This is a genomic window from Streptomyces sp. NPDC047002 (genome assembly GCF_040704505.1).
In the GTDB taxonomy this organism is placed as follows: Bacteria; Actinomycetota; Actinomycetes; order Streptomycetales; family Streptomycetaceae; genus Streptomyces.
Genome location: NZ_JBEYWC010000002.1, coordinates 1 through 21721 on the forward strand (window position 1 = coordinate 1; position 21721 = coordinate 21721).

General features: G+C 75.7%; 14 protein-coding genes. 9 read left to right on the top strand and 5 right to left on the bottom strand.

Annotated features, from left to right (window positions below):
• Positions 1 to 113: 113 nt before the first annotated feature.
• Both AB0910_RS03040 and AB0910_RS03045 read right to left on the bottom strand, forming a co-directional pair.
• On the bottom strand, positions 114 to 1700 hold the full coding sequence (locus AB0910_RS03040) for an alpha/beta hydrolase (protein ID WP_366742751.1): 1587 nt from the start codon (positions 1698 to 1700) through the stop codon (positions 114 to 116).
• A gap of 75 nt (positions 1701 to 1775) precedes the next feature.
• Positions 1776 to 4664: a lysylphosphatidylglycerol synthase domain-containing protein gene (locus tag AB0910_RS03045; protein ID WP_366742752.1), complete on the bottom strand. Its 2889-nt coding sequence runs from the start codon at positions 4662 to 4664 to the stop codon at positions 1776 to 1778.
• A 161-nt stretch (positions 4665 to 4825) separates the two neighbouring features.
• On the opposite strand from AB0910_RS03045, the gene AB0910_RS03050 reads away from it, so the two are divergent.
• From AB0910_RS03050 to nudC, 4 genes are all read left to right on the top strand, one after another.
• Positions 4826 to 5269 carry an MGMT family protein gene (locus AB0910_RS03050; protein WP_366742753.1) on the top strand — a complete coding sequence of 148 codons (444 nt, stop codon included), beginning with the start codon at positions 4826 to 4828 and terminating at the stop codon, positions 5267 to 5269.
• A gap of 276 nt (positions 5270 to 5545) precedes the next feature.
• Entirely contained in the window at positions 5546 to 8941 is a 3396-nt protein-coding gene (locus AB0910_RS03055) for an ATP-dependent DNA helicase (protein WP_366742754.1), read from the top strand.
• Positions 8942 to 9090: 149 nt separating this feature from the next.
• Positions 9091 to 12615, top strand: a complete 3525-nt coding sequence (locus AB0910_RS03060; protein WP_366742755.1) for an ATP-dependent DNA helicase — start codon at positions 9091 to 9093, stop codon at positions 12613 to 12615.
• Between the two features lie 169 nt (positions 12616 to 12784).
• Entirely contained in the window at positions 12785 to 13747 is a 963-nt protein-coding gene (gene nudC / locus AB0910_RS03065) for an NAD(+) diphosphatase (RefSeq protein ID WP_366742756.1), read from the top strand.
• A 74-nt stretch (positions 13748 to 13821) separates the two neighbouring features.
• Here the strand turns inward: nudC and AB0910_RS03070 are convergent, their stop codons facing one another.
• On the bottom strand, positions 13822 to 14079 hold the full coding sequence (locus AB0910_RS03070; protein ID WP_345649878.1) for a mycoredoxin: 258 nt from the start codon (positions 14077 to 14079) through the stop codon (positions 13822 to 13824).
• Positions 14080 to 14324: 245 nt separating this feature from the next.
• On the opposite strand from AB0910_RS03070, the gene AB0910_RS03075 reads away from it, so the two are divergent.
• From AB0910_RS03075 to AB0910_RS03090, 4 genes are all read left to right on the top strand, one after another.
• Entirely contained in the window at positions 14325 to 16526 is a 2202-nt protein-coding gene (locus AB0910_RS03075) for an ATP-dependent DNA helicase UvrD2 (protein WP_366742757.1), read from the top strand.
• 257 nt (positions 16527 to 16783) lie between these two features.
• Complete coding sequence (locus AB0910_RS03080) at positions 16784 to 17086, top strand: hypothetical protein (RefSeq protein ID WP_366743012.1); 303 nt, start codon at positions 16784 to 16786, stop codon at positions 17084 to 17086.
• Positions 17087 to 17256: 170 nt separating this feature from the next.
• A complete protein-coding gene (locus tag AB0910_RS03085; protein ID WP_366742758.1) occupies positions 17257 to 17625 on the top strand; it encodes a WhiB family transcriptional regulator in 369 nt (122 codons plus the stop codon).
• A complete protein-coding gene (locus AB0910_RS03090) occupies positions 17622 to 17945 on the top strand; it encodes a hypothetical protein (RefSeq protein ID WP_366742759.1) in 324 nt (107 codons plus the stop codon). Before AB0910_RS03085 ends, AB0910_RS03090 begins: the two co-directional genes overlap by 4 nt.
• A gap of 192 nt (positions 17946 to 18137) precedes the next feature.
• Here the strand turns inward: AB0910_RS03090 and AB0910_RS03095 are convergent, their stop codons facing one another.
• Positions 18138 to 19619, bottom strand: coding sequence for an AarF/ABC1/UbiB kinase family protein (locus AB0910_RS03095; RefSeq protein WP_366742760.1), 1482 nt, complete (start codon positions 19617 to 19619; stop codon positions 18138 to 18140).
• A gap of 43 nt (positions 19620 to 19662) precedes the next feature.
• Entirely contained in the window at positions 19663 to 20796 is a 1134-nt protein-coding gene (locus tag AB0910_RS03100; protein ID WP_366742761.1) for a ThiF family adenylyltransferase, read from the bottom strand.
• A 258-nt stretch (positions 20797 to 21054) separates the two neighbouring features.
• Here AB0910_RS03100 and AB0910_RS03105 point away from each other — a divergent pair, with 258 nt between their 5' ends.
• On the top strand, positions 21055 to 21660 hold the full coding sequence (locus tag AB0910_RS03105; RefSeq protein WP_366742762.1) for a M48 family metallopeptidase: 606 nt from the start codon (positions 21055 to 21057) through the stop codon (positions 21658 to 21660).
• Positions 21661 to 21721 lie beyond the last annotated feature (61 nt).

The following is a 21721-nucleotide window of genomic DNA, read 5'->3' on the forward strand; positions in this document are numbered from 1 at the left end:
GGGTGCTCGTGCACTCGCCGCACGCCTTCGACGCCGCTACCTACGAGCTGTGGGTGCCCCTGCTGCGCGGCGCACGCGCGCCGGCCGGACCCTCCCGTATGTGCTCCCGCCGGTCAGCGGCACACCGTGCCCGCCTTCGGCACCGTACCGTCCAGCAGGTACGCGTTGACGGTGCGCTGCACGCAGGTGCTGCCGCTGTCGTAGGCGCCGTGGCCCTGCCCCTTGTACGTCAACTCGACGGCGACGCCCTTGCCGAGGGCCTTCTCCATCGCCTTGGCGCCCGCGTACGGGGTCGCAGGGTCGCCGGTGTTGCCGACGACGAGGATCGGGCCCGCGCCGGGCGCGCCGACGTCCGGGTGCGTCCAGCGTCCCGGCACCGGCCACTTGGCGCAGCTGAGCATGGACCAGCCGAGCAGGTCGCCGAAGGCGGGGGACGCCTTGCGGAACTCGGGCAGCCGCTCGCGGGTCTCGGCCACGCCGGGCCGCTCCTTGGAGTCAAGGCAGTTGACGGCCGCGTTGGCGGCCTGCGTATTGCTGTAGCGGCCGTGCTCGTCGCGGCCGTTGAGCGAGTCGGACAGGGCGAGGAGCAGGGCGCCGTTCCCGCCGTGCGCCTCGTCGAGGCCCTGTTCGAGCAGCGGCCAGAAGTCCTTGGAGTACAGCGCCTCCACCACGCCGTTGGTGCCCTCGGTCCGGGTGAGCCTGCGGCTGCCGATGCCCGCGATCGGGTGGGCGTCGAGGCCGCGCAGCAGCTTCACCACGAAGGACTCGACCTGTTGCGGGGTGGAGCCCGGCAGCCGGCAGGCGTCGCCGCGCGCCACGCAGTCCTTCGCGAAGTTGTCCAGCGCGAGCTGGAACCCCTTCGCCTGGCCGAGCGCGCCCTGCTCCGCGTTCTGCGTCGGGTCGACGACCCCGTCGAACACGGCGCGCCCGAGGCGGGTGGGGAAGAGGTGCGCGTAGACGCCGCCGAGCTCGGTGCCGTACGAGATGCCGAAGTAGTACAGCTTCTTGTCGCCGAGCACCTGGCGCATCAGGTCCATGTCGCGGGCGGTCTCCGTCGTGCCCACGTGCGGCAGTTGGCGCGGCGAGCGGCGTTCGCACGCGGCGGCGTACCGCGCGAGGCCCGCCGTGTACGCCTTCTGCTCGGCCGCCGTGTCGGGGGTGGCGTCCTGCGCGTAGAACGCGTCGAGCTGCCGGTCGTCCTCGCACTGCACCGGATCGCTGCCGCCGACGCCGCGCGGGTCGAAGCTGACCAGGTCGTAGCGCGCCCTGAGCTTCTCGTAGTCCTTCGCGAACGACGGCAGGCCCGTGACGCCCGAGCCGCCGGGGCCGCCGAAGTTGAAGACGAGGGAGCCGATGCGGTGCTTCTGGTCGGCGGCCTTCGCGCGGATGAGGGCGAGGCGCAGGGTGCCGGCCGAGGGGTGCGCGTAGTCGAGCGGCACGGCCATGGTGGCGCACTGCCAGCGGGTGCCGCCCGGCAGCGGCTTGGGGGCGGCGCCGCCGCCCTGCGCGACGCTCGGGGCGGTGCAGCCGCGCCAGTCGAGGTGCTGCGCGCCCAGGTCGCTCGGCGCGGGGGAGGCGCCCGCGTCGCGCGCCGAGGAGGCGACGGCGGGCGCCGCGGAGCGGCCTGCCGCTCCGCCTGAGCATCCGGCGAGGGCGGCGAGGGAGAGTACGGACACGGCGGCGACCAGGGATCTGCGCATGCTCCCATGCTCGGTCCGCGCCCCTGGCCCCGCCCGTGGCCGCGGTCCAAGCGGGTGGCGGGGCGGCCGGGCGAGCTAGAGCGAGCCTCTGCGCGTCAGCTGGTTGAAGCAGATCCAGCCGGGCAGCACCGGCAGCCACAGCGTCATCAGGCGGAACAGCAGGACCGCGGGCGCCGCGACCTCCTTCGGCAGGCCCACCGCGAGCAGGCCGAGCGTCAGGGCGCCGTCGATGGCGCCCACGCCGCCGGGCGTCGGGGCGGCCGAGCCGATCGCGTTGCCCGCGAGGAAGACCACCGCGATGCTCGCGTAGCTCAGCTGCTGGGCGCCGTCGTCGAACGCGCGGATCGACGCGTCGAGGCACATCACGAACATGCCCGTGAGCAGCAGCTGCCCGCCGATGCCCGTGGCCAGCTTCATCGGCTGCTGGAGCACGTCGAGCATGCGCGGCACGACCCCGGCGAACAGCGACCGCAGCCGCGTCACCACGAACTTCCGCAGGAACGGGATGGCCGTCACCACGAGCACCAGCACCGCGACCGTCAGCAGCCCGGCGATCACCGTCCTCGACGGCGTCAGCGACGTCGTCTTCTCCGTGCCCGTCAGATAGCCGAAGGCCGCGAGGAGCAGGATGTGCGCACCGAGCCCGAACAGCTGCGAAGCGCCGACGCTCGCCACCGCGAGCCCGGGGCGCACGCCGGAGCGCTGGAGGAAGCGCGTGTTCAGGGCCACCCCGCCGACCGCGGCGGGCGCGACGATCTTCACGAAGGACCCGGCGACCTGCGCCGACACCGTACGCAGGAACGCCACCCGCTCCGGTACGAAGCCGAGCAGGCTCATCGCGGCCGCCACGTACGACAGCGCGGAGAACGCCACCGCCGCCGCCACCCAGCCCCAGTGGGCCTGGCTGACGACCATGCCGAAGTCCAGCTGCGTGAGCTGCGACAGCAGGAAGTACGCGGCGATCGCGCCCGCGATGAAGCCGATCAGCGTGCGCGGCCTGATCCGCTCCAGGCGCACGGGCTCCACCGGCGCCTGCGGCCTGATCAGCAGGACCTGCTTGCGGATCTGCGAGAGCAGGTCCTCCTCGCGCGCCTCGTCGAGCGCGTCGTCTATGGCGCGCTTCTCCGCCTGCTTCTCCTGCCGCAGCGACTTGCGCACGGCCTTCCTGCCGCCGTCGGCGGCGGCTGCCGCCTCCGCGACGCGGGCCTTCTTGTTCGCGTCCGACGCCTCAAGCACCGCGTCGCGCTCCCGCTGCGCGCGCTCCCTGGCGAGCCTGCGCAGCGTCGCCCTGGTGGAGCGGCTCAGCGCGATCGGCTGGAGCAGCGGCAGGCAGTCGGCGACCGCGTCGGGCCCGAGCACCTCGACGGCGGCGGCCACGGAGCGCTCGGCGCCCACCCGCAGCCCGATCGTGGTGAGCAGCTGCGCGGTGTCCATGCGCAGCACCACGTCGCCCGCGGCGATCTCGCCGCCGCGCAGCTCGGTGAGGATGACCCCGCCCGCCCGGTCCACCAGCAGCGCGTCGCCGGTCAGGCCGCGGTGCGCGATGCGCCGCGACTGGAGGTGGCGCACCTGCTCCCAGGCGCCGCGCACCAGCTCGTCGGTGATCTCGGCGTCCGCCAGCGCGTCCAGGGTCCTGCCGCCGAGGTGCTCGTACACGAGCATGACGGCGTCGGGGCCCAGCTCGGAGGTGGCGATCAGCTTCGGGGCGCGGGCGCCCGCCGCGATCGCCGCGTACGCGAGCAGCGCCTCCTGCTCCAGGGCCTGGCGCAGCGAGGGGATGGAGCGGCGCGAGGTGATGGAGCGCAGCGTCAGCCTGCGCCACACGCGGTAGAAGAACCCCTGCGCCTGCTGTTCGCGGTCGACGACGGTGACGTCGAGCGGGGGGCCGTCCTCCAGGGAGACGAAGTACCGCCTGCCCCGGTCGCCCGCCTCGACCGGCTCGGTGCCGGGCTCCTCCGCGCGCATCGCGCTGACCGGCCGGAAGCCGACCCGGCGCAGGCCCGCCATCAGGGTCTGGCCCGTGGGCCGCACATTGGGCGAGCCGACCGCGTAGAGGGTGCCGTACGCGACGGTCCAGCCGATCATCACGGTCAGCACGATCGAGAACGGCGTGGTGTACCCGGCGACGAGCATGGCGAACGCGTCGAGCAGCAGCACCGCCCACAGCACCACGCGCCAGCGCGGTCTGCGGGCCATCCCGACCGCCGTCATGTACGCGATGACCGGCGCCAGGTAGCCGTGCACGGGGTCGGTGGCGCCGCTGCCCGCCTGCGGCAGCGTCAGCGCGTCCTGGAGGGCGTGCGGGGCGTCGCGCGCCACCCACAGGTCGGTGGCGAGGGTCACGCCGTGCGCGAGCACGGCGGCGAGCACCCCGTCCGCGATGCGCAGCCCGTCGCGTTTGATCAGCCGCTCGATCGCGAAGGCGACCGGCACGAGCAGCACCGCGATGCTGGAGAGCAGGCCCGCGAACTTCGCCAGCAGGTCGGGCGCCTGGCCCGTGCCCCTGCTGATGTCGTGTTCGAGGCCCGACGTGGTGCCGTGCGCGAAGGCGGCGAGCAGCAGGATCAGCGCGATCGCGAGCAGGCCGACGAGCAGCCGCAGCAGGTCGGAGGGGCGGTGCACGCGGGCGGCGAGCAGCGGCTCGTCGCCCGAGACGCGGTCGGTGTGCGGCACGCCGTCCTCGTCGCAGGCGGGCTCGGTCTCGGCGCGCACCACCTCGGGGTCGTCGGTGCCGGTGCCCGCGGTCGGCGTCCCGGCCGCGTCGCGCGAGGCGCCGCCGGTGCCGTCGCCCCGGTCGGCGCCGCCGTCCGTGCCGCCGGGCGTGCGGTCCGTCGCGCCGTCGGCGGCGGGCCTGGCCCGCTCCCCGGCCCCGCGGGTCGCCTCAGCGCCGGAGTGGCCCTCGGCCCCGGCAGACCTCCCGGCCTGCCCCTCCGTCGCTTCCGTCTCTTCTCGGTCTCGTATCACCAGTCACCGCCCGCACGATGGTGGCACGCGAGGCCCGCGTACGGGAGCAACACGGGGCGTTGCGCGGGCCCGGCCGCGCCCGGACGTTCCGGTTTGCACGGAAAGGAGGGGATTGGTCCGATGCGGGGCGGCTGTCGGTGGCGTGAGGCAGGATGGGACGGATGAGGCGCCAGGAGGAGCAGCGGGGCAGCGGGCCGGACGAGGGCGGGGCGGCGGGGCCGCAGGCCCCTGGCGAGCTGCCCCCGTACGCGGAGCGGGTGCTCGACGTGGCCGAGCTGGTGCCGCCTGGCCGCGTCATGACGTACGGCGACGTCGCCGAGTGGCTCGACGAGGGCGGCCCGCGGCAGGTCGGCCGGGTGATGGCGCTCTACGGGGCCGCCGTGCCCTGGTGGCGCGTGGTGCGCTCCGACGGCGTGCTGCTGCCGGGGCACGAGCTGCGCGCGCTTGACGCCTACCGCGCCGAGGGCACGCCCCTGCGTGAGGCCCCGCGCTCCGCCGAGGGCCACCTGCCGCGCCTCGACATGAGGCGCGCCCGGTGGGACGGCGGCGCGGGGGGCGGCGGCGGGCAGGCCGCGCGGGGCGCGGGCGATCGGTCTCACATATGACAGTTTCCGCCATCGTGGTGCGCGGTGGGGGCACCCGGGCCGCCTCGTCCGTTCCGTACGGCCGCCCGCGCCGCACCGGCCCGCGGGCGTAACGTCGCCCGCGGGCGTCCCGCGCCGCGGGGCGGCCGCCCGCCCGTGCGCCCCCGGTGGCCACCGCACCTGGCCGAGCACCTCCCGATGCACGCGCCTTCGCGCGTGCGTACCGTCGTCCCCTCCGCCCGCGGAGCGGGACCCTGCCCCTCGAACGTCGCAGCTTCCAGGACCGGCGAAATCCACGTGAGTCTCCCCACTGCCACCGGCCGTCCCCCGCACGCGGGGGCGCGGCAGCGCGGCACCGGCGCGTACCGGCTGGTGCGCGCGGCGCCCGCGGCGCCTGTCCCTCCCGTACTGGACGCGGACCAGCGCGCGGTGGTTGACCACGGCGCAGGACCGCTGCTGGTGCTCGCGGGCCCCGGCACGGGCAAGACCACGACGCTGGTCGAGTCGGTGGCCGAGCGGGTCGCCCGGGGCACGGACCCGGCGCGGATCCTGGTGCTCACCTTCAGCCGCAAGGCCGCCGTCCAGCTGCGCGACCGGATGGCGGGGCGGCTCGGCGGGGCGCGCGCGCCGCAGGCCACGACGTTCCACTCGTTCTGCTACGCGCTGGTCCGCGCCCACCAGGACGCCGACCTGTTCGCCGAGCCCCTGCGGCTGCTTACGGGGCCCGAGCAGGACGTCGCCGTGCGCGAGCTGCTCGCCGGCCAGATCGGCCTGGCGCGCGAGGGCCGCCCCCGCGCCGGCTGGCCCGGCGACCTGCGGGCCTGCCTGACCACCCGCGGCTTCGCCGACGAGGTGCGCGCCGTCCTCGCGCGCAGCAGGGAGCTGGGCCTCGGCCCCGACGAGCTCGCCGCGTTCGCCGCCCGCACCGGCCGCCCCGACTGGGGGGCCGCCGCCGCGTTCCTCGCCGAGTACCTGGACGTGCTCGACCTCCAGGGCGTCCTCGACTACGCGGAGCTCGTGCACCGCGCGGCGCTGCTCGCCCGGCGGCCGACCACCGGGGCCCGGCTCGCCGACGCGTACGACGCGGTCTTCGTTGACGAGTACCAGGACACCGACCCCGCCCAGGTCAGGCTGTTGCGGGCGCTCGCGGGCGGCGGCCGCACGCTGGTCGCGTTCGGCGACCCCGACCAGTCGATCTACGCGTTCCGCGGCGCCGACGTCAACGGCATCCTCGACTTCCCCGCCGCCTTCCCGCGCCGCGACGGCACCCCCGCGCCGGTCGCGGTGCTCACCCGCACGCGCCGCTCCGGCACCCGGCTGCTCGCGGCGACCCGCGAGATCGCCCGCAGGATGCCGCTGCCCCGCCTGCCCCAGCGCGCGGTGCGCGCCCACCGCGAGCCCGAGCCGGTGCGCGAGGGCGGCCGGGTCGAGGCGTACACCTTCCCCACGCCCTCCGCCGAGCTGGACACCGTCGCCGACATCCTGCGCAGGGCGCACCTGGAGGACGGGGTGCCCTGGGGCGAGATGGCGGTCCTGGTCCGCGCGGGCGGCCGCACGATCCCCTCGATGCGGCGTGCCCTGACCTCGGCGGGCGTCCCGCTCGACGTGGACGGCGCCGACGTGCCGCTGCGCCACGAGCCCGCGGTGGCGCCGCTGCTCGCCGCGCTGCGGGCCGCGGCGACGGGGGCGCTACGCACGGCGGAGGCGGCCTCCGCGGAGGAGGCCTCCATCGGGGAAGAGGCGGCCTCCGGGGAAGAGACCCCCTCCGCGGAAGGAGAGCCTCCCGCTGCGGCGGGAGCGGCGGAGACGGAGGGCGAGCCCGGCGCCCTCGCCACCGAGGCGGCGTGGGCTCTGCTCACCTCGCCGCTCGGCGGCATGGACGCCGCCGATCTGCGGCGCCTCGGCCGCGCCCTGCGCGACGACGAGCGCCTCGCGGGCGATCCGCTGCCCCCGCCCTCCGACACACTCGTCGCACGGGCCCTCGCCGAGCCAGAGCGGCTCGTCGTCCACGACACGTACGCGCGCGGCGCGCGGCGCCTCGGCCTGCTGCTCCGCAAGGCCCGCGAACTGCTCCAGGGCGGCGGCACGGCGGAGGAGGCCCTGTGGACCCTGTGGGACGGCACGCCCTGGCCGGCCAGGCTGGAGCGGACCGCGCTGCGCGGCGGTCCCGCGGGCCGAGGCGCGGACCGCGACCTGGACGCGGTGTGCGCGCTGTTCGAGGCGGCGGCGCGGGCCGAGGAGCGCACCGGCGGGCGCGGCGCCCTCAACTTCCTTGAGGAGCTCGACGCGCAGGACATCGCCGCCGACACCCTCGGCCGCAGGGCGGTGCGCCCCGACGCCGTACGCCTGATGACGGCACACCGCGCCAAGGGCCTGGAGTGGCGGCTCGTCGTCGTCGCCGGCGTCCAGGAGGGGCTCTGGCCCGACCTGCGGCGCCGCGGCTCGCTGCTCGAAGCCGACCGCATCGGCCGCGACGGCCTCGCCGAGCCGCTCACCCCGGGCGCGCTGCTCACCGAGGAGCGCAGGCTGTTCTACACCGCCGCCACGCGCGCCCGCGACCGGCTCGTCGTCACCGCGGTGAAGTCGGCGGCCGACGACGGCGACCAGCCGTCCAGGTTCCTCGCGGAGCTCGGCGTCGAGCCCCGCGACACGACCACGCGCCCGCGCCGCCCGCTCGCCGTCGCGCCGCTCGTCGCCGAGCTGCGGGCCACCACCGTCGACCCGGCGGCGAGCCCGGCGCTGCGGGACGCGGCGGCCCGCCGGCTCGCCCGCCTCGCCGCCCTCGCCGACGAGGAGGGCACCGCGCTGGTGCAGGCGGCGCACCCCGACAGCTGGTGGGGCCTCTACGAGCCGACGCACAGCGCCCTGCCGCTGCGCGACCGCGACCGGCCCGTCGCGCTCTCCGGGAGCGCGCTCGACCAGCTCGCCAACACCTGCGCGCTCCAGTGGTTCCTCGGCCGCGAGGTGAAGGCCGAGGCGCCGGCGACCGCGGCCCAGGGGTTCGGCAACGTGCTGCACGTACTCGCCGACGAGGTCGCCTCGGGCCGCACGCCCGCCGACCTCGCCGTCCTGATGGAGCGGCTCGACACCGTGTGGGACGGCCTCGCCTTCGACGCGCCGTGGAAGTCCCGGCAGGAGAAGGACCAGGCGCGCGCCGCCCTCGAACGCTTCCTGCGCTGGCACGCCACCGACCGCGGCGGGCGGCGCACCGTCGCCGCCGAGCACGCCTTCGACGTGAGCATCGCGGCGGGGGATTACGAGGTGCGGATCAGGGGCTCCATGGACCGCGTCGAGGCCGACGAAGGGGGCCGGGCGTACGTCGTCGACTTCAAGACGGGCAAGCAGGCCCCCACCAAGGACGAGGTCGCCCACCACGCGCAGCTCGCCGTCTACCAGCTCGCGGTCGGCGAGGGCGCGGTCGACGGCGCCTTCGACGGCCGCCGCCCCGAGCCGGGCGGCGCCGAGCTGGTGCAGCTGCGGCAGGGCGCCCCCGCGCGCGAGGGCGGCGGCGCCCTGCCGAAGGTCCAGGCGCAGGAGCCGCTGAGCGGCGACTGGGCGCCGCGGCTGCTCGCCGAGGCAGCGGGCCGCGTGCTCGACGAGCGCTTCACCCCCACCCCGGGCGGCCACTGCGCCCACTGCGCGTTCCGCGCCGCGTGCAGCGCCCAGCCGGAGGGGCGCCACGTGGTGGAGTGACACCGGGCGGTGCGACCGCGGGCGGTGGGGCGGTGCCGGCCGGGCCGCGGGCGGTGCGGCGGTGCCGGCCGGGCCGCGGGCGATGCGGCGGTGCCGGCCGGGCCCCGGGTCCTGGGGGCGGTGTCGGCGGCGCCGGTTAGCCTTCCCGGGTGGCCGAGCGCATCACGGAGCCCGCGCAGCTGAAGGAGCTGCTCGGCATCCCCTTCACCCCGGAGCAGCTGGCGTGCGCGACCGCGCCGCCCGCCCCGCAGGTGATCGTCGCGGGCGCGGGCTCGGGCAAGACGACCGTCATGGCCGCGCGGGTGGTGTGGCTCGTCGGCACCGGACAGGTCGCGCCCGAGCAGGTGCTCGGCCTCACCTTCACCAACAAGGCCGCGGGCGAGCTGGCCGAGCGGGTGCGGGCCGCGCTGGTGCGCGCGGGCGTGCTCGACCCCGACGTGATCGACCCGGAAGCGCCCGCGGGCGAGCCCCGCATCTCCACCTACCACGCCTTCGCGGGACAGCTCCTCGCCGACCACGGCCTGCGCATCGGGCTCGAACCCACCGCGCGGCTGCTCGCCGACGCCACCCGCTTCCAGCTCGCCGCGCGGGTCCTGCGCGAGGCGCCGGGCCCCTATCCGGCGCTCACCAAGACGCTGCCCGCCCTCGTCAGCGACCTGCTCGCGCTCGACGCCGAGCTGTCCGAGCACCTGGTGGCGCCCGCCGACCTCGCCGCGTACGACGCCCGGCTGCTCGCCCAGCTCGCCGGGGTCAGGCTCACCAACGCCGACCTGCGCAAGATCCCTGAGGCCGCCGCCGCGCGGCGCGAGCTGACCGACCTCGTCGGCCGCTACCGCGAGGCCAAGCGCGCCCGCGAACTCCTCGACTTCGGCGACCAGATCGCGCGCTCCGCCGAGCTCGCCCTCACCCGCCCCGAGGTCGGGCGGATGCTGCGCGAGGAGTTCAGGGTCATCCTGCTCGACGAGTACCAGGACACCTCGGTCGCCCAGCGCCGCCTGCTCGCGGGCCTCTTCGGCGGCGGCACCGGGCACGCGGTGACCGCGGTCGGCGACCCCTGCCAGGCCATCTACGGCTGGCGCGGCGCCTCCGTCGCCAACCTGGACGACTTCCCCGCGCACTTCCCGTACGCCGACGGGACGCCCGCAGCGCGCTTCTCCCTCAGCGAGAACCGCCGCAGCGGCGGCCGCCTCCTCGACCTCGCCAACCGGCTCGCCGCGCCGCTGCGCGCCCTGCACGAGGGCGTCGAGGCGCTGCGCCCCGCGCCGGGCGCCGAACGCGACGGCGGCGTGCGGTGCGCGCTGCTCGACACGCACGCCGACGAGCTGGCCTGGCTCGCCGACTCGGTCGCCCACCTGGTGCGCACCGGCAAGGCGCCCGGCGAGATCGCCGTGCTGTGCCGCACCGCGGGCGACTTCGCGGCGATCCAGGGCGCGCTGGTCGCGCGGGACGTGCCGGTCGAGGTCGTCGGCCTCTCCGGCCTCATCCACCTGCCGGAGATCGCCGACCTGATCGCCGTGTGCGAGGTGCTCCAGGACCCGGGCGCCAACGCCTCCCTCGTACGCCTCCTCACCGGCCCACGCTGGCGGATCGGGCCGCGGGACCTGGCGCTGCTCGGGCGGCGCGCGCGGCTCCTCGTCCGCACGGCGGGCCCCGGAGGCGCCGCGGGGGCGGACGCCGACACGCGGCTCGCCGCCGCCGTCGAGGGCACCGACCCCGCGGAGGTGATCTCGCTCGCCGACGCGCTCGACACCTTCGTCGACGGCGCGGGCGACGACGACGGCCTGCCGTTCTCGCCGGCCGCGCGGGTGCGCTTCGCGCGGCTCGCACGCGAGCTGCGCGACCTGCGCCGCTCGCTCACCGACCCGCTGATGGACGTCCTGCACCGGGTGCTCGCCGCCACGGGCCTCGAAGTCGAGCTCTCCGCCTCCCCGCAGGCCCTCGCGGCCCGCCGCCGCGAGACGCTCGGCAACTTCCTCGACCTCGCGGCGTCGTTCGCCGCGCTCGACGGCGAGGCCGGGCTGCTCGCCTTCCTCGGCTTCCTGCGCACGGCGGCGCAGTACGAGAAGGGCCTGGACAACGCGCTGCCCGGCGGCGAGAACACGGTCAAGGTGCTCACCGCGCACAAGGCGAAGGGCCTCGAATGGGACGTGGTCGCGGTCCCCGGCCTGGTGAAGGGCCAGTTCCCGAGCGCGAAGGCCCGCGAGGCGTGGACCTCCCAGGGCAAGGTCGTCCCCGGGCCCCTGCGCGGCGACGCGGCCACGCTCCCCGGCGTCGCCGAGTGGACGGCGCGCGGCATGAAGGCGTTCAAGGAGGAGCTGCGCGAGCACCAGGAGACGGAGGAGCTGCGCCTCGGCTATGTCACCTTCACCAGGCCACGCTCCCTCCTCCTCGGCTCGGGCCACTGGTGGGGCCCCGGCCAGAAGCGCCGCAGGGGCCCGTCCGCCTTCCTCACCGCGCTGTACGACCACTGCGCGGCCGGGCACGGCGAGATCGAGGCGTGGGCGGACGAGCCCCCTCAGGATGCGGAGAACCCGTCCCTCCGGGCGGACGCGGCGGCGCCCACCCCCTGGCCCCTCCCGCTCGACGAGGACTCCCTGCGCCGCCGCCGCGAGGCCGCGCACACGGTCCGCGCCCACCTCGACGCCCTGACCGCCGCACCCCCGCCCGCGCTGCCCGCCGCCGCTGACCCCGCCCCGCACGACCTCTGGCCGGCGGAACCACCGGACGACGAGGAGCCCCCCGACCCCGAGGAGCCCCCCGACCCGGTCGAGCCGCCCGGAGACCACCCGCCGGAGGCAGGACCCCCGCGCGACGCCGCCGACACGGCCTCCGGTACCGACGCGGACGCGCACCCGCCCGTGCCAGGCCCGCGCCACGCGGTCGGTCTCAGTCCTGAGGAGGTGCGGGTCCTCGCCTCGTGGGACCGGGACCTCGACGCGCTCGCCGGGGAGCTGACCCGGGCGCGCGCCGGGGTGCGCGAGGTGGCCGTGCCCGCCTCGCTCTCCGCGTCCGAGCTGCTGCGCCTCGCCGCAGACCCGGAGGCGTACGCGCGGGAGCTGGCGCGCCCGATGCCGCGCCCGCCGCGGCCCGCGGCCCGCAGGGGCACCCGCTTCCACGCCTGGGTCGAGTCGCGCTTCGGTGCGCTGCCGCTGCCCCTGCTCGGCCCCGACGAGCTGCCGGGCAGCGACGACGACGATCCCGGCATCGCCGACGAGCGCGACCTCGCCGACCTCAAGGAGGCGTTCGAGCGCTCCCCGTACGCCCGGCGCACGCCGTACCGCGTGGAGGCCCCCTTCCAGCTGACCCTCGCGGGCCGCCTGGTGCGCGGCCGGATCGACGCCGTGTACCGCGAGCCCGCGCCGGACGGCGCCCCCTTCCCCTACACGTACGAGATCGTCGACTGGAAGACCGGCAGGGACCGCGACGCCGCCGATCCGCTCCAGCTCGCCGTGTACCGGCTGGCCTGGGCCGAGGAGCACGGTCTTCCGCTCGACGCGGTCGGCGCCGCGTTCGTGCGGGTGCGCACGGGGGAGACCGTACGGCCGCGGGGGCTGCCGGACCGCGCCGCCATCGAACGCATCCTGACCGGCGAGGACGCCGGGCCGGGCGCCGATGGCGGCGGCCGGTACGTGCGGGGCGAACCGCCAGGGGGACACCGCGGCCGGGCCCGTTAGGCTCGACAGCATGAGCGAGAACCCGGACAGCGCCGTCCACCCCCGCCACGCGGCACCCCGCGCCGCGGCGCCGGGCCCGGAGCACGCCCGCTGACCTGGACCTCCGTATCCGCGCCGCCCGCCACGAACCAGAAGCCGCCCGCACCCCCAGGGGGAGTTGGAAGTACCCGTGCCCACCAGCAGCACCAGCGGTGACGACACCGCACACCGGCCCATCGGGCTCACCGCCGACAGCGGTATCGACCGCGCCGCGCACCACCGGCTCGACGAGGCGTGGCTCGCCGCCGCCTGGAGCCACCCCACCACCCGCGTCTTCGTCGTCTCCGGCGGGCAGGCGCTCGTCGACGACACCCCGGACGGCCGCACCGAGCTGGTGATGACCCCGACGTTCGAGGCGCCGCTCACCGAGACCCACCGCTACTTCCTCGGCACCGACCAGGACGGCGTGCGCTACTTCGCCCTCCAGAAGGACTCGCTGCCCGGCCGCCTCGACCAGCCCGCGCGCGCCGCCGGGCTGCGGGAGGCGGGCATGCTGCTCTCGCCGCGCGACGCGGGCCTGATGGTGCACGCCGTCGCCCTGGAGAACTGGCAGCGCCTGCACCGCTTCTGCTCGCGTTGCGGCGAGCGCACCATGATCGCGGCGGCCGGCCACATCCGCCGCTGCCCCGCCTGCGGCGCCGAGCACTACCCGCGCACCGACCCCGCCGTGATCATGCTGGTCACCGACGAGGAGGACCGTGCGCTGCTCGGCCGCCAGGTGCACTGGCCCAAGGGCCGCTTCTCCACCCTCGCGGGGTTCGTGGAGCCCGGTGAGTCCATCGAGAAGGCCGTGGCCCGGGAGGTGCGGGAGGAGGCGGGCATCACGGTCGGCGAGGTCGACTACGTGGCAAGCCAGCCGTGGCCCTTCCCCTCCAGCCTGATGCTCGGCTTCATGGCGCGCGCCACGGACTCCCGGATCACTGTGGACGGCGAGGAGATCGAGGAGGCCCGCTGGTTCTCCCGCGAGGACCTGCGCACGGCCATCGAGAGCGGGGAGATCCTGCCGCCCATGGGCATCTCCATCGCGGCCAGGCTGATCGAGCTCTGGTACGGCAAGCCGATGCCGAAGCCCCTCCCGCGCCCGGAGGGCTGAGCGCACGCCTGCACGGCGAGGCCCCCGGAACCCGCAAGGGGGTCCGGGGGGCCTTCGCGCGCGGGACGGACAGGTCAGGCGCCGAGCGCCTGCTTGACCTGGGCCAGGCTCGGGTTCGTCATGACGACCTCGGCTCCGCCGCCCGCGGGGACGATCTGCACGGTCGGCACCGTCTGGTTGCCCCCGTTGGCCTTCTCCACGAACGCGGCGGACGCCGGGTCCTGCTCGATGTTGATCTCGCTGTACGCGATGCCCTCGCGGTCCAGCTGGCTCTTGAGCCGACGGCAATAGCCGCACCACGTGGTGCTGTACATCGTCACACTGCCCGACATGTCCCTCGCGCTCCTTCGTGTCCTACCCGGCCGGCAGGGGCTCCGGCGCGGCGCATCGGGAGAACGTACGGCGGCCGTTCACCATTCCCGCACGCCTCCGCCGCCGCCCCGGCAGAACCGGCAGAACCGGTAGAACCGGTAGAACACGGCGGAACCCGGCGAACCCACAGGACCAGTAGGACCATCACACACCGCCTGTGGACAGCCGTGCGCTCACGCCCCGGGAGACCTGGCAGCATGGCGGGGTGACAGCAGCATCGCACTCCTCACCCCTCCCGCCGCCCGACGCGGACGCCGTGCTCGAAGGGCTCGACCCCGAGCAGCGCGCCGTCGCGACGGCGTTCCAGGGACCCGTGTGCGTGCTCGCCGGGGCCGGTACGGGCAAGACCCGCGCCCTCACCCACCGCATCGCCTACGGGGTGCGCGCCGGCATGCTCCAGCCCGCCGGCGTCCTCGCCGTCACGTTCACCAACCGCGCGGCGGGGGAGATGCGCGGCCGCCTGCGCCAGCTCGGCGCCGCGGGCGTGCAGGCGCGCACGTTCCACTCCGCGGCCCTGCGCCAGCTCCAGTTCTTCTGGCCCAAGGCGGTCGGCGGCGAGCTGCCCAGGCTCCTCGACCGCAAGGCGCAGCTGGTGGCCGAGGCCGCGGCGCGCTGCCGCGTCCGCCTCGACCGGGGCGAGCTGCGCGAGGTCACCGGCGAGATCGAGTGGGCCAAGGTCACCCAGACCGTGCCCGCCGACTACGCGGCCGTGATCGCCAAGTCCGCCCGCGAGACCGCACGCGACCCGGCGGAGACGGGCCAGGTCTACGCGATGTACGAGCAGCTCAAGCGCGACCGCTCGGTCATCGACTTCGAGGACGTGCTGCTGCTCACCGTCGCCATCCTCCAGGACCGGCACGACATCGCCGACCAGGTGCGCAGCCAGTACCAGCACTTCGTGGTCGACGAGTACCAGGACGTCAGCCCGCTCCAGCAGCGCCTGCTCGAACTGTGGGTTGGCGACCGCGACACACTCTGCGTGGTCGGCGACGCGAGCCAGACGATCTACTCCTTCACCGGCGCCACCCCCGACCACCTGATCAACTTCCGCGCCCGCCATCCGAACGCCACCGTCGTCAAGCTCGTCCGCGACTACCGTTCCACCCCCCAGGTCGTCCATCTCGCCAACGGCCTGCTCGCGCAGGCGCGCGGCCGGGCCGCCGAGCACCGGCTCGAACTGGTCTCGCAGCGGGAGAAGGGCCCCGAGCCCGCCTACGCCGAGTACGGGGACGAGCCGGCCGAGGCAGAGGGCACCGCCCGCCGCATCCGCGACCTGATCACCGCGGGCGTCCCCGCGGGCGAGATCGCCGTCCTCTTCCGCATCAACGCCCAGTCCGAGGTGTACGAGCAGGCGCTCGCCGACGCGGGCGTCCCCTATCAGCTGCGCGGCGCCGAGCGGTTCTTCGAGCGCCAGGAGGTGCGCGAGGCGGGCGCCGCGCTGCGCGGCGCGGCCCGCTTCGGGGGCAACGACGCGCTGCTCGACGGCATGGTCGACCTGCCCTCGCAGGTGCGGGCCGTGCTGTCCACGAAGGGCTGGACCGACCAGCCGCCGGCCGGCTCGGGGCCGGTGCGCGACCGCTGGGAGTCGCTGACCGCCCTGGTCAGGCTCGCCGAGGACTTCGCGGCCGCACGCGCGGACGCGACGCTCGCCGACCTCGTGGTCGAGCTTGACGAGCGGGCGGCGGCGCAGCACGCGCCGACCGTGCAGGGCGTCACCCTCGCGTCCCTGCACGCGGCCAAGGGCCTCGAATGGGACGCGGTCTTCCTCGTCGGCCTCGCCGAGGGCACCCTGCCCATCACCTACGCCAAGACGGAGGCGCAGATCGAGGAGGAGCGCCGCCTGCTGTACGTGGGGGTGACGCGCGCCCGGATCCACCTGTCGCTTTCCTGGGCGCTGTCCCGCGCGCCGGGCGGCCGCCCGTCCCGCAGGGCCACCCGCTTCCTGAGCGGCCTGCGCCCCGGCGGCGGCCGCGCCTCCTGGAGCGCGGGGGCAGGCGCGGGCTCCTCGGTCGAGTTCGGCGCCGCCACGGCCCGTCCCGCGGGCGAGGAGCGCGCGAGGCCCCGGCGCGACCGCAGGCCCGCGCGCTGCCGCGTCTGCGGCCGTACGCTCACCGAGGCGGGCGAGATGAAGCTGATGCGCTGCGAGGACTGCCCGTCCGACATGGACGAGGGCGTGTACGAGCGGCTCCACGCCTGGCGCGAGGCACAGGCGCGCGCGCTGGGCCAGCCCGCCTACTGCGTCTTCACCGACAAGACCCTCGTGGCCATCGCGGAGAACGTCCCGTCCGACGAGCGGGAGCTCGGGGCCATCGCCGGGGTCGTGCGCCGCAAGCTGACCCGCTTCGGCGCCGACGTCCTGGCCATCTGCGCAGGTGAGGACCGCTCCGGCGGGGAAGGAACCGGCTGAGTCAAACTCGTCGGGAAAATGGTTTGCGCCCGCCGGGCGAATCCCCATAGGTTCTTAACCACGGAAACGGCACTCTTCTCCGAGACCGTTTCCCGTGCTGTACTCGACATGCTCGGAACTGACCTTCCGGGCGCGTCCCAGCTCCACGACATTGTCCGCAGAGGTAGAGACCGGTTTCGCGGCCGGACTCCCCGAGACGCCGAGAGGAGGCGATTCCCGTGACCACAACGACCATCGGCTTCAGCATCACCGGCAAACTGGCCGGTCACGCCTTCGCCTGTGTTCCCTCGCTCGGCCTCTCGGCCTCGGTTCTCAACGGCTCCGGCACGCCCGGCGTCTTTGAGATGCGCCCTCTCTCCGGCCTGGACCTGTCCTCCCTGCCCGTCGTCGAGCGCGGCGGCAATGAGCGACCGACCAAGGCACCGGAAGCAGGAGTAGCGGCGCGGGCGACGGCCTACGCCGACGCGGCGGCCGGTGCCGGAGCCAAGAGTGAGCAGTACACGCACGACCACACGATGTGGGCCTTCCGTGGGCCACAACCCTGGAGTTATCCAGCCTGATCGGCAATCAGGCCGGCGCCTTCAGGGCCGCGGAACCCCACCCGGGATTCCGCGGCCCTTCTGTTTGTCCCGACCGGGACGGGCGGAGTGAAGGGGCCTCGGGCACGAAAACCCGGTACCAGACGCCGTCCGGCCCACCGGCCGGACCGAACAGACGAGGAAGACCGACCGTGCAACTCGAAGCGCACGCCCCGTCCGTACCGCCATCCGAAACGATCCCGCCGCCCGGTTCCACGGAGGACTCCGCCTTGACCCCGCCCACCCGGCTCACCGCACTCGACGAGGCGATCGAGAACCTCGCGTCGCCCGTCCCCTGCCGCGCCTACGACCCTGAGGTCTTCTTCGCCGAGTCCCCGGCCGACGTGGAGTACGCCAAGTCCCTCTGCCGGACCTGCCCGCTCGTCGAGGCCTGCCTCGCCGGTGCCAAGGAGCGCCGTGAGCCCTGGGGCGTCTGGGGCGGCGAGCTCTTCATCCAGGGGGTGGTCGTCCCCCGCAAGCGGCCGCGTGGCCGCCCGCGCAAGAACCCGGTCGCGGCATGAACATCCGCGGAACGATCGACCGTCCCCTCACGCACGATCCCAAGAAGCAGGCTCCGATGACCTCTTCCCCGAGCGAGCCCGAGGGCTCCGCCACCACTGTCTTCACCACGCAGGGCGCGCACGAGACGCGCCAGAACAGGACCCGCGAGATGCAACTCATCCCAGAAGCCCTGGCCCGCGCGCATATGGACGAACGCCTGCGCGAGGCCGCGATCAGCCGTCAGGCGGCGCACGTCCTGATGGCGCGGCGCATGCAGCGCCGCGCGGAGCGCGTGTCGCGCCGCGCCCGCCGCGCCCTCGCGATGGCGGTCATGCAGTGACCGCGCCCACCGCGCGCTAGCCCGGGCGGGCCGCCGTACACCGGCGGCCCCGCCCGTCCGCACCTCTGCCACCGACGGCGGGGGCGGGTCCCACCGACCCGCCCCCGCCGTCGCCGTCTCCGCGTATGTCCGTGCCCGGGCAGGGTCCGGCGTATCTCCGTGCCCGGGCAGGGCCCGACCAGGGGGGCGCCGTCAGGGGCTCGGCGTCGCCGTCTCCTCGGGCGCGGGGCCTGCGGCCCGGTCGGAGGCCGCGGGGCCCGGCACGGATGCCGCGGTCTCGGCGGCCGGGCCGGCCTCGGGGGCTTCCCCGGCCTCGGGGGCCTCGGCTTCGTCCTCGTACTCCCACTCGACGTAGAAGCCGGGCAGCCAGTCCTCCAGCTCCTCGCGCAGCCGCACCGTCGCGCCGAGCTGGCACAGCACACCGATCGTGGAGAGCGTGACGCGGTGGATGAGCAGATACGACGGCGGGAGGTTGAGCTGCCTGCCCAACTGGTGCGCGGGGGAGCGCGGATCGGCGATCCGGGCCGCCTGGTTGCGCATCCACGCCCGGGTGAAGGTGAACTCGTCCACCCCGGCCGGCTCGATGATCGGCAGCAGGTAGTCGAGCACCGCCTCGGGTTCGAGGTCGATGCTCTCCCGTACGAAGCCCTCGGCGCGGAGCATCTCGTACACGGCCTCGGACTCGCCGTCGATGGTCATCCGCAGGGCCTCGCCGATGATCTCGGGCAGCCCGCCGGGCAGCCGGTCGACCGTCCCGAAGTCCAGCACCCCGAGCCGCAGCTCGTCCCCGCCCTCGCGCGGCGGCAGCAGCCGGAAGTTGCCCGGGTGCGGGTCGGCGTGGAGCAGCCCCGTCCGCATCGGCCCGGAGAACAGGAAGCGCGCGAGGAGCTGCCCGGCGCGGTCCCGCTGCTCCTGGGTGCCCGACGCGATGACCTCGGCGAGCGGCGTCCCGTCGATCCACTCCGTCACCAGGACCCGGTCGGCCTGGTGCACCACGTCGGGCACGACGACGTCCGGGTCGTCGGAGAACTGGTGGGCGTGCTCGCGCTGCGCCTCCGCCTCCAGCGCGTAGTCCAGCTCCTCGGAGACCCGGTCCCGCATCTCCGCCACCAGCGGCTTCATGTCCATGCCCGGGATCAGCGGGCCGAGCAGCCGCACGAACCTGCTCAGCTGCGCCAGGTCGGACAGCAGCGCCTCGCCCGCCCCCGGGTACTGCACCTTGACCGCGACCTCGCGCCCGTCGCGCCAGACCGCCCGGTGCACCTGGCCGATCGAGGCGGCCGCCGCCGGCTTGTCCTCGAACTCGGCGAACAGGTCGCGCCAGTCCTCGCCCAACTGGTCCGCGAGGACCCCGTGCACCGTCTGCGTCGGCATCGGCGGCGCGGCGTCCTGGAGCTTCGTCAGCGCGGCCCGGTAGGGGCCTGCGACCTCCTCGGGCAGCGCGGACTCGAAGACGGACAGCAGCTGCCCGAACTTCATCGCACCGCCCTTGAGCTCACCGAGCACCTTGAACAGCTGGTCGGCCGTGCGCTGCTGGAGCTCCTTGGAGACGATGTCGGCGGACTTGCCGCCGATCCGCCTGCCCAGGCCCCAGGTCGCCCTGCCCGCGAACCCGATCGGCAGCGCGGCCAACTTGGCAGTGCGGGTGACCGCCTTCCGGGGAAGATCAGACATTACGCCCCTCCTGGTACCGGACAGCCGTGCCGTGGTGCGGCGGCTACCCCGCCATTGTGGCGCGCCCGGCCCCCGCTGTGGCCGCGCCCACCCCCTCTGTCCTTCCCGCGGCCCCGCAGCCGCAGCCCGGATGGGGCACGATCCGCTCAGCGCGCCAGTCGAGCAACGGCAGCGCCACCTCCCAGCGCGCGCCCGTACTCGTCGGCAGCTCCCCGTCGAGGAAGGACAGGGCGTGCGCCGCGGCCAGCCCCGCCACCACGGCGGCGAGCGGCCCGTCGCAGGCGGCCACCGGCCTGGCGCAGCGGCCCGAGCGCCACTGCGCGAGCATGGCGGGCGCGTCGGGATCGGCCTCCGCCTCGAAGCGCCGCGCGCAGCCCGCGCAGGCCGTGCCGCCGGGCAGCACCAGCGGCCCCACGAACCCGGTGGCCTCGATCACCCCGGCGAACAGGTGCGGAACGCCGGCCGCGAGCCACGGCCCGGTCTCGGCGGGCTCAGGGCGGTACGCGGCGAGGCCGTCCCGCGGCGCCACCACGGCCAGCGAGAGCGGCACGGCGTCCGCGCCCGGCGCTGCGCGCGGCGCCGGCAGCGGGGCCGCCTCCCTGACCAGCCGGGCCGCGGCGTCGGCCCTGCGCCGCGCGACCGCGGAGGCGGGCAGCCCGCCCGGCGCCACGTCCGTGCCCCGCACCGACCCGCCGTCGTGCACCTCGACCCGGCCGACGCCCGCCGCCGCGAGGGCCGCCGCCACCGCCGCGCCCACCCGGCCCGCGCCGAGCACCCGCACCCGCATGCCCCGGCGCGCGGCGAGCCTGGCGGCCCCGGCGCCCGGCGCAGCGTGCACCAGCGAGAGCGACGCCAGGTCGGGCCGCAGCCGCTCCAGCGCGCCCGGCGCCCCGCCGAGTCCGGCGAGCGCCGCGCCGTCCGCCGCGGGGTCGGCCACCACCCCCGCGGCCGCGAGCCGTCGCACCAGCTCGTCCGCCCGCTCCGCGGGCAGCCCCAGCGCGCGTGCCTCGGCCCGCAGCACCGGCAGGCTGCGCGAGCCGTCGAGCAGGTCGAGGAAGGCGGCCGCCACCCGGTCCACCGGGGCCAGCCGCAGGGCGTGCGTGCGCGCCACCCCGAACTGCACCGTCCGCCGCCCGCGCCAGGCCCGCCGCAGCGCGGGCTTCACCATCGGTCCCATCGTCTCGCCCCCGTGTCCCTGTAAGCCTGTGTCCCCGTGAGCCCGGCGTCCCGTAAGCCCGGCATCCAGGCATGCCGACGACACCCCGGCGCCCCGGTGCCCTGCCGGGCTCTCCGCCGGCCCGGGGACCAGAGTGCCCCGGGGCGGCGCAAGGGCGTCGGAAGTTATCCACAGGCGTGGGGAAAAGTCGTATCGATGACTCATCTCACCGGACGGTGTCCTGCCCTGCCGGAGACCCCAGCGGGTAACGTCGTGGCCGTGCCCGCCGCCCCACGCCCCGAACGAAGCCGCGCCCCGCGCCGCACCGCGGCGTCCGCGTCCGCCGCCCCCGCGCCCGCCCCGACCGACGCCGTCGAGGTGCGCAGGAGCACCCGGCGCAGGCGCACCGTGTCCGCGTACCGCGAGGGCGAGCGGACCGTCGTGCTCATCCCGGCCCGGATGACCAAGGCCGAGGAGCAGCGCTGGGTCACGGTGATGCTCGACAAGCTGGCCGCGCAGGAGAACAGGCGGCAGCTCGGCGACGAGGACCTGGCCACGCGCGCGGCGGAGCTGTCGGCGCGCTACTTCGGCGGCCGGGCCCGCCCCGCGTCCGTCCGCTGGGTCACCAACCAGAACACCCGCTGGGGCTCGTGCACCCCGGCCGACGGCAGCATCCGGCTCTCGCACCGGCTGCGCGGCATGCCCGAGTACGTCGTCGACTACGTGCTCCTGCACGAACTCGCGCACCTGCTGGTGCCCGGGCACGGGCCCCGGTTCTGGGAGCTGCTCGACGCCTACCCGCGCACCGAGCGGGCCCGCGGCTACCTCGAAGGCGTCGTGGCCGCGGGCAGGTTGCCCGGGCCGCCCGCCCACGACGCGGAGTGAGCGGGGAGTTCGCGCCGCCACGCCCGGTTTTGCCGATCCTGTACCGAACGCGTACCAGCCT